This window comes from Pseudoalteromonas tetraodonis, from assembly GCF_002310835.1.
GTDB lineage: Bacteria > Pseudomonadota > Gammaproteobacteria > Enterobacterales > Alteromonadaceae > Pseudoalteromonas > Pseudoalteromonas tetraodonis.
The window spans coordinates 773,528-780,000 of sequence record NZ_CP011041.1 but is presented as its reverse complement, the minus strand read 5'-3'; the positions used below and the strand labels follow the sequence as shown (position 1 = coordinate 780,000).

Annotated in this window: 8 protein-coding genes (1 of these 8 cut by a window edge); 2 read left to right on the top strand and 6 right to left on the bottom strand. The window is 38.4% G+C overall.

The features are described 5' to 3' along the window. On the top strand, window positions 1-392 hold the 3' portion of the coding sequence (locus PTET_RS03645) for an RNA recognition motif domain-containing protein (RefSeq protein ID WP_013464268.1). The gene continues 88 nt to the left of window position 1, outside the view; the window shows 392 of its 480 coding nt (coding positions 89-480); the start codon falls outside the window, past its left edge; it ends in the stop codon at window positions 390-392. Here PTET_RS03645 and murI read toward each other — a convergent pair. Both murI and PTET_RS03635 read right to left on the bottom strand, forming a co-directional pair. Next, entirely contained in the window at window positions 355-1,143 is a 789-nt protein-coding gene (gene murI / locus PTET_RS03640) for a glutamate racemase (protein ID WP_013464267.1), read from the bottom strand. The genes PTET_RS03645 and murI overlap by 38 nt on opposite strands. A gap of 66 nt (window positions 1,144-1,209) precedes the next feature. Continuing rightward, on the bottom strand, window positions 1,210-2,334 hold the full coding sequence (locus PTET_RS03635) for a DUF5610 domain-containing protein (RefSeq protein WP_013464266.1): 1,125 nt from the start codon (window positions 2,332-2,334) through the stop codon (window positions 1,210-1,212). Between the two features lie 164 nt (window positions 2,335-2,498). Here PTET_RS03635 and trmA point away from each other — a divergent pair, with 164 nt between their 5' ends. Next, the gene (gene trmA, locus PTET_RS03630; RefSeq protein ID WP_013464265.1) at window positions 2,499-3,596 is read left to right on the top strand and encodes a tRNA (uridine(54)-C5)-methyltransferase TrmA; all 1,098 of its coding nucleotides are present in this window, start codon (window positions 2,499-2,501) and stop codon (window positions 3,594-3,596) included. Between the two features lie 9 nt (window positions 3,597-3,605). Here the strand turns inward: trmA and PTET_RS03625 are convergent, their stop codons facing one another. The 4 genes from PTET_RS03625 to PTET_RS03610 all read right to left on the bottom strand — a co-directional run bounded on the left by PTET_RS03625 (window position 3,606) and on the right by PTET_RS03610 (window position 6,412). Then, entirely contained in the window at window positions 3,606-4,058 is a 453-nt protein-coding gene (locus PTET_RS03625; protein WP_008113397.1) for a DUF523 domain-containing protein, read from the bottom strand. Between the two features lie 62 nt (window positions 4,059-4,120). Next, a complete protein-coding gene (locus tag PTET_RS03620; RefSeq protein WP_008113400.1) occupies window positions 4,121-4,759 on the bottom strand; it encodes a thiol:disulfide interchange protein DsbA/DsbL in 639 nt (212 codons plus the stop codon). 19 nt (window positions 4,760-4,778) lie between these two features. Further along, window positions 4,779-5,402 (bottom strand): thiol:disulfide interchange protein DsbA/DsbL, encoded by a 624-nt coding sequence (locus PTET_RS03615; RefSeq protein ID WP_013464264.1) that lies wholly within the window; start codon window positions 5,400-5,402, stop codon window positions 4,779-4,781. Window positions 5,403-5,437: 35 nt separating this feature from the next. Next, the gene (locus tag PTET_RS03610) at window positions 5,438-6,412 is read right to left on the bottom strand and encodes a serine/threonine protein kinase (protein WP_013464263.1); all 975 of its coding nucleotides are present in this window, start codon (window positions 6,410-6,412) and stop codon (window positions 5,438-5,440) included. Between the last annotated feature and the right edge of the window lie 61 nt (window positions 6,413-6,473).

The window sequence follows — 6,473 nt, the reverse complement described above, 5'->3', positions numbered from 1 at the left end:
TAGCATTAGACCCTGCACTTCTATTCGGTGCCGGTTTATTAATTGGTGGACTTGTTATTGCTGCAATGTCATCAGTAAGTACAGAAGAAGCCGAAGTAAAAACAAAAACACTTTATGTTGGCAATCTTCCTTATCGTGCAAATGAAGGTGTAGTTCGTACTTTATTTGAAGAGCAAGGCAAAGTATTTAACGTTCGTTTGTTAAAAGATAAGAATACTGGCAAGCGTCGCGGTTTTGGCTTTGTTGAAATGGCACAAGCAGATGCTGATAATGCAATTGCTAAGCTAAACGATAGTGAGTTCCAACAACGTACTTTGAAAGTACGTGAAGCAAAACAAAAACAAGAAGATGATTCTAACTCTTATCGTTCAGAGTCGGATCAAACAGTGTAACTTGCTTAACCGCTAGTTTATCACTACATACATCAGCCGTTGCATAATAGTGCAGCGGCTTTTTTATGCCTGCTTGATTATCACTTAATTTGAGTAAAGAACTAACTCGCTTAGCAATGGCCGCACCAGAGTCTAATAACTGTACTTGCGTATTAAAGTAATCACTGATTGGTTTAGCTAAAATAGGAAAGTGAGTACAGCCTAATACCAGTACATCGATATCTTTATTAATATTTAATCGGTCTAACTCAGTGTGCAACTTATCGATATCTAAGTGCTGGGTAAAAAAGAGAGTCTCTGCCAAAGTAACCAGTTCAACACTACTATATAAACTTGTGGTTATCGATGAGGCATGTTCTTTTATAAGTGCATCAGTATACGGGCTTGATACCGTTGCGGGAGTTGCCAATAAACCTATATGCTTTGATTGCGTTAATTGCGCTGCGGGTTTAATTGCAGGTACTACCCCAACAATAGGAATATCGGTAATTTGACGTACCGAACTTAACGCTGATGTTGAGGCGGTATTGCAGGCTATAACAATTAAGTCGACATTTAGTGACTCATCTTCAATAAATTGAATCAATCCACATAGGCGATGAATGATGGTTTGTTGCGACTGTGCGCCATATGGCAATAATGCATTATCCATAAAATAGCTGTATTGAGCATGAGGAATGCTTTGCTGAATATGCTCAAGCACGGTGGTTCCACCTATACCTGAATCAAATACCATGATGTGCGCTGACAAACTACCATTCCTACTCTTTACTAAGAACGGCAGTTTGCCATGTGGCTTTTGTAAAAGAAAGTAGTTTTACTCAGTGCCTAGCTTTGCAGTAGCGGCGTTTAATTTATCTAAGTTTTCAAACATGGTGTTAGTGTAATCAACCAGTTTATCTATTTCTTGTTGATCTTGATTTAGCCATTGAATGATACCTGATAGCTGACTTTCTAATCCTAGGGTTTGCGCTTTAGAGTAAGCCGATTTTAGATCATCATTAAAAGGGGCAACAGTTTCGGCAATGGCTTTTTCTGATGCTGGCTTAATTTGTTCATACTCTTTAATGGCAGCAACGGTTTTGCTTTGACGTAAGTCCATTGAGAATGCCACCAGCTGTTCATTCCCTAAACTGAGTTCTTGGGCTTGTTCAAATGCTTTATCTAAATCGCCACTGAAAAAGGTTTTACTGACATCTTGTAACTCTGCCATTAAATCATTTATGGCTTGCTGCTCGTCTTCATTAAGCTCACCGTTTACTGACATCAAGAAAGAGAGCTCACGGGATTCAGAAAATTGCGTACTAAATGATTGTGAATCATCTGTTTTTTGATAGCGACTAGATGATTGCGATTGGTAAGCATCTGCAAAGCTAATACTCACCTCATCACCTTCTGCTGTGGTAAATGTATAATCAGCACTATTGCTTAAACTTACATATTGCGCCTGGCTAACAGTAACGCTTGCAGGTTGTGGGTTAAATAAGTTCTGCTCAAATTTATCGAGGCCACTAAAAATACCCTCTTTTGATTTATCAATACCCTCTTCAAGGTCTTGATTGAATACCCCCATGCCTTTTAGTTCATCCACAGCCTCATCAACACCCGTCTGCACTCCTTTACGTGCCTGGCTAAGTATATCTTGTAGTTTCTCATCATTAGCACCATTGGCTTTGGCTTTATTTACCGAGCTTGTTACAAAGTCTAAAACATTTTTAACGACTTCATTAAAATCAAACAGTGGTTTGTCTTTTTTGGTTTCAGCGACCGGCAAACCTAGTTCTTTTGCCATTTTGTCACCTAATACGGCAGCAGCCAGTTCTTTTCCTCGTTGCTGATAACTAGTTGGTGGCGAGTCTATTTTAGGCTGTGGCATTGCTTGATTAGTATTGTATTTATTAGCATTACTGTTTGGAACAAAACTAAAGTTACCTATTTTCATGAGAAGACTCCTATTTAGACTTACTCTTATATCGGCCAAGTAAGCCTATACTGTAGTAAAATGCTCAAAAAAAGCTCACTATATTTGATCAAAACTAGACAAATACGCTTCGCTCCCTACAATAGCGCCGATAAACAGATCTCAACGATAAGGTTATACCGTTAATGGCAGTTATAAATATAGATACCACGCAGTACGATGCACAATTAAATGAAAAAGAGCAGCGTATTACAGAGCAATTTCAACGTTTCGGTGTAAAACAGTTAGAAGTATTTAGCTCTGAGCCCATTAACTACCGCCAACGTGCAGAATTTAGAGTATGGCACGATGGTGACGATCTGTTTCATATTATGTTTGATCAACAAACAAAAGATAAAATACGTGTTGATACCTTTGACCCTGCAGCTCCTTTAGTAGGTGAAATTATGCAGGTGATGATTGATAATTTAAAAGGCTGCGAAGTACTACGTCGTAAATTATTTCAAATAGATTATTTATCAACCCTCAGTGGTGAAATTTTAGTGAGCTTGCTATATCACAAGCCACTTGATGAACACTGGTTAACTGAGATCAATGCCTTAAAGGAAAAGCTAAGTAGCCAGTACAAAATTGACTTTATTGGCCGTGCACGTAAGCAAAAAGAAAAATTGGGCGATGACTTTGTTACTGAGCGCTTAATGGTGAATGGCCAAGAGCTAATCTATCAACAGGTAGAAAATAGCTTTACTCAGCCTAATGCGAAGGTGAATATTAAAATGTTAGAGTGGGCACAAGAGTTATGTAAACCACTAAACAATGATTTACTAGAGCTGTATTGTGGTAATGGAAACTTTTCTATTGCACTTGCTGGTTCATTTAATAAAGTGCTGGCGACGGAAATATCAAAATCGTCGGTGCATTCAGCGCAATATAATATTGCTCAAAACCAAGTAACTAACTTAGATATTATTCGCATGTCGAGCGAAGAGTTTACTCAGGCAATGAAAGGCGAGCGTACTTTCTCTCGCTTAGATGGCATTGACTTGAGTAGTTACAACTGCCAAACCATCTTAGTCGACCCGCCTAGAGCAGGCATGGACACGCTTACGTGTGACTTAGTGGCTAATTATGAAAATATTATTTATATCTCATGTAACCCAGACACATTAGAGCGTGACCTTGAACACTTAACGCAAACCCATGAGGTTAAGCGCTTTGCAATATTTGATCAGTTCCCTTACACACACCATATTGAATCTGGTGTATTTTTACAGAAAAAATAAAATCTAATACTATAATACCAGCGCCTTGATAAGTGCTGGTATTTGCTCTTCACTAAATACTTTAACTTGATTCTTTACCAATAACTTAGCGGTCAGCCCCATGCCTTTTACTTTCACCCCACTATGGCTTCCATCATAAATTGTATTACGGCCACACGAAGGACTAGACTCTTTTAGTAAAGCAAAGCGAATATTATGCTTATTACAAAGGGCTAATGCTTTATTAGCGCCAGCTTCAAATGCACTTGTTACATCCTCAGCAGTATTTGTAATAACTCGATTTTGCTTTATCTCAGCGGGCGCTCTAGGCACGAGTAAACCACCAGCAATCTCAGGACAAAATACAATTAATCTATTTTGCTTTTGCCACAAATTAAGTTGAGGGTGCAATATTGTTTGTCCTTTACCATCATAACGAACTGGCAAACCTAACAAACAACTTGAGATTAAAATTTTTTCCATAATGAATTTTCTTCTCCAAATAAAAAAGCTCCTTTCGGAGCTTTTTTATTTCACTAAACTACTTATTTATTTGCTAAGTAGTTAATAAGTGCGCTTACATCTTCTGGCGATGAAATGCCTGACTCGCCACCTAAGTTAAGCTTGTATTTACCATTAACGATAAACGTAGGAACGCCACGAAGTGCTCCTTTGCCTTTAAAGTAATCTTGGTCGCGTTTCATTTTAGAGCTAAGTGTACGTACCGAGAAGCTTTCAAATAATTTATCAAACTTGTCGCCATCTACGCCTTGCGCTAAAAATACATCTTTTACATCTGCCAACTCATTAAATCGTGCACGCTTTGCATGGATATGATCAAACATCGCTGAAATAATTTTATCTTTTTGAGGTAGTACTTCAGCTGTAGCTAATGCTTGGCTGATCATGGTTTGATGTTCTGGGTCACGTACACCCACAAAATCTACATGGCTTTTCTTAAACTTTACGTTTTTATCTAGCTTAGGTTTGATCTCGGCCAGCAGTGGTTCCATGTTATTACATGCAGGACAGTAAAAAGAGAAAAACTCTTTTACTTCTGGTTTTCTGGTTGCACGATCAGAGACGACATCGTAATGCACGCCCTCTTCGTAAGTGGCAGCAAAACTGGTTGCAGCTAAAGGGAGTAATACAGCAAGTAACCCTGCTTTAACTAATTTGATCATTATTGTGGTGCTCCAAAAATTATAGTTTTAGTAAAAAGCTAATTAACTCATCAAGTTCTTGTTGGCTCTTGATTGTATTAATATTGATTTTGTATTTGTCATTTACGATAAATGTAGGCACGCCAGTTAATGCACCAAGTTCAGAATATTTATTCTGTTTATCTTGCATGGCACGTTCAGCTGCTATGATAGGCAAACTGGCGATGTCGTTATCAAATGTCGTGTTATCAATTGCATTAAGCTCTAATAACTTTTTAACGTCTTTAATTTCAGTTAATGGCGCACGTTGTATATGAATGCTTTTAAAAATTTGCGCTGTTACCGCTTCAGCTTGACCGTGTTTCTTTGCGATTAAGTAAGCAAAGCTTAAATTACTTTGAGCTTGTGGTGAAACGCCTCCCAAAAAGTTGACATGATTTTTTACAAATTCAGCCCCTTCAGGTAAGTTTTCTGCAATCCCTTTGGCTACCGGCTCAAATTTAAAACAATGTGGGCAATAGAAAGAGAAAAACTCGGTTACATTCGGGGTTTTACTTTTTTCAACATCAATTACAGTGTATTGATTACCCGCTTCAAAGTTAGCAGCTAATGCTGCAAAAGGTAAACATAGGATCAGTAAACTTAGTTTTAATTTTTTAAGCATGAATATCTCGTTATACTTCTTTTTAAATAAAAATATTATGGCAATAATTTTAACGGGGCTTCTTGCAAAGCTGCAAACTGCTCTTTAAGCGCTAAAATTTGTTGCTCCCAGTATTTGTCATCTGCAAACCATGAAAAGTTCCGTACAAAAGCAGGATCACTCCAACGTTTTGCAACCCACCCCATGTAATGAATCATACGCATAGCCCGAAGCGGTTCGATCAGCTTAAGTTGTGAGTGATCAAAATCGCAAAACTCTTCATATGCATTCACTAAAGTGTCTAACTGTAACAGCTGTGTTTGTCGATCGCCACTGAGCATCATCCATAAATCTTGAATTGCAGGACCTTGACGGCTATCGTCTAAATCAACAAACATTAATGCATCTCCTGCCCATAGGATATTACCAGCATGGCAGTCACCATGTAAGCGAATGCCTTCTACATTTTTATATTGCTGTTGAGTTTGAGCAATGACTAAATCTAAAATAGTGTAAAAGGAAGTCTCTAATCCCATAGGGACTAACTTACTTTTTTGTAAATGAACTTTAGCTGTATCTAAATATTCATCACAGGTAACGGTCGGTCTTTGGGTAAAGGGTTTCGTTTTGGCTACTTGATGCATACGACCGATTAAACGCCCGAGCACATCGAGTTGATCTAAATTGTCCACCTCAAATAAACGCCCGCCTACACTTGGGAACAAAGTAAACAAATACCCTTGATGTTCAAACAAGCTTTGCCCATTGTGTTTTATTGGCGCCACCACCGGTACTTCAGCGGCGGCTAGTTCAAAAGCAAAGTCATGCTCTTCTTGAATTTGCGCTTTGCTCCAGCGCTCAGGGCGATAAAACTTAACGACGTAACGCTTTGCACCCTCGGCTACAAATTGATATACCCGATTCTCGTAGCTATTTAGCGCTAACAACCCTGACTCAGCATAAATATCCACGCTTTCTATGGCATCCAAAATAAGATCTGGAGTTAAGTCAATAAAGCTAAATTTACTCATATACTTCTTATATAAAAGAAAAGCGGGAATATCCCGCTTTTTTGTTAATAACAGTGCTCGT